A 1848-nucleotide genomic window follows, 5' to 3' on the forward strand; every position below is an offset into this window, starting at 1 on the left:
CCCCCGTTACTTTCTTCGTAGCCCGGATGGAGCGATCCTGAGGGGTGACGGGCCTGCCGGGCCCGGCATGATTGCTGCCCCCTGTCCTTGATGATCTGGGGGGTGTTGTCACCGGGCCTGGTTGGCGGTGCGTGATCGCTGATAGGGGCTGGACCCGAGCATGCTCGAGGCCGTTCGTAACGTGGATGCCGAGACGCACCGCCTGCGGACGCCCGTCACGAGTGGAAGCGGAGGACGAAGTGGTCACCAGCATCGACAGATACGACGACGTCGACGTGTTCATCGGTCTCGACGTCGGCAAGGGCGAACATCACGCCGTCGCCCTCGACCGGGCCGGGAAACGGCTGTTCGACAAGGCGCTCCCGAACGACGAGACACGGTTGCGAACAGTCCTCGACCAGCTCGCAGGGCACGGGCTGATCCTCCTCGTCGTCGACCAGCCGGCGACCATCGGCGCGCTCCCGGTCGCCGTCGCCCAGGCCTGCGGGGCTCTGGTGGGTTACCTGCCGGGGCTAGCGATGCGGCGCATCGCGGACCTGCACCCGGGCGAGGCGAAGACCGACGCCCGTGACGCGGCGATCATCGCCGAGACGGCCCGCACGATGCCACACACGCTGCGATCGATCCAGATCGCCGACGAGCACGTCGCAGAGCTGACCATGCTCTGCGGCTTCGACGACGACCTCGCCGGGCAGATCACCCAAGTCTCCAACCGGATCAGGGGTCTGCTCACCCAGATCCACCCTGCCCTGGAGCGCGCGATCGGACCCCGTCTGGACCACCCCGCGATCCTCGACCTACTCCAGCGCTACCCGTCACCTAAGGCGATGAGGGCAGCGGGCGAGAAGGGGCTCGGGAACCGGCTGCTGAAGAACGCGCCGAGGATGGGTCGTGTCTGGGCGAAAGACATCATGACCGCGCTCGGCCAGCAGACTGTCGTAGTCACCGGCACCGACGCCGCAGCCCTCGTACTCCCACGACTCGCGGAGCAGCTCGCCGCGATGCGTCGGCAGCGCGGCGAGATCGCCATTGAGGTCGAGAAGATCGTCGATGCTCACCCTCTTCAGCCGGTCCTGACGAGCATGCCCGGAGTCGGCGTCAGGACCGCAGCCCGGCTCCTCACCGAAGTCACGACGAAGAACTTCCCCACCGCCGGGCACCTCGCCGCCTACGCCGGCCTCGCACCCGTGACCCGCCGTTCCGGCACGTCGATCCGCGGCGAGCATTCCTCACGGCGCGGGAACAAGATCCTGAAACGGACGTTGTTTCTCTCCGCGTTCGCTGCCCTCCGCGACCCCGAATCACGCGCCTACTACGACCGCAAGATCGCCCAAGGCAAACGCCACAACCAAGCCCTCATCGCCCTCGCCCGACGCCGCTCCGACGTCCTCTACGCCATGCTCCGCGACGGCACCCTCTACCAGTCGCGGCCGACCGAACCCGCCCTCGCTGCTAGATCAGTTCTGCTCGGCCGCGCTGCCCAGGCGACCAGACAACTCACCCATCGTGGTCGTGAAGGCCTTCTCCAGATCGAGGTCAAACGCGTCAGCGATGGCGATCAGCGACCACAGGCAGTCGGCGAGCTCGTGCTCGAGCGCCGCATCTAGATCAGAATGCGGCCGAACCCCGACCTTCCCTTGAGCGAGCTTCGCAAGGTCGCCCACATCACCCACAAGACCGAGAACAAGCTCCTCCGCGGTCCACGCGCGTCCGAACCGCTGCACATCCCGTTCGGCATACAGCGCCGCCACACGCCGAGCCATCTGCTGCATCGCCTGAAACTCCACGCACCAAGTATCTCAATTCGTCCGCCAAAGACTTGACGAAAGACATAGGGGCACCCCCCCC

General features: G+C 66.7%; 1 pseudogene. It reads left to right on the top strand.

The features are described 5' to 3' along the window. Positions 1–239: 239 nt before the first annotated feature. Positions 240–1427: pseudogene (locus tag ACWAUG_RS13520) on the top strand (IS110 family RNA-guided transposase); the annotation flags it as partial. Positions 1428–1848: the final 421 nt, after the last annotated feature.

The sequence above is a fragment of the Microbacterium sp. GXF6406 genome (assembly GCF_054798215.1).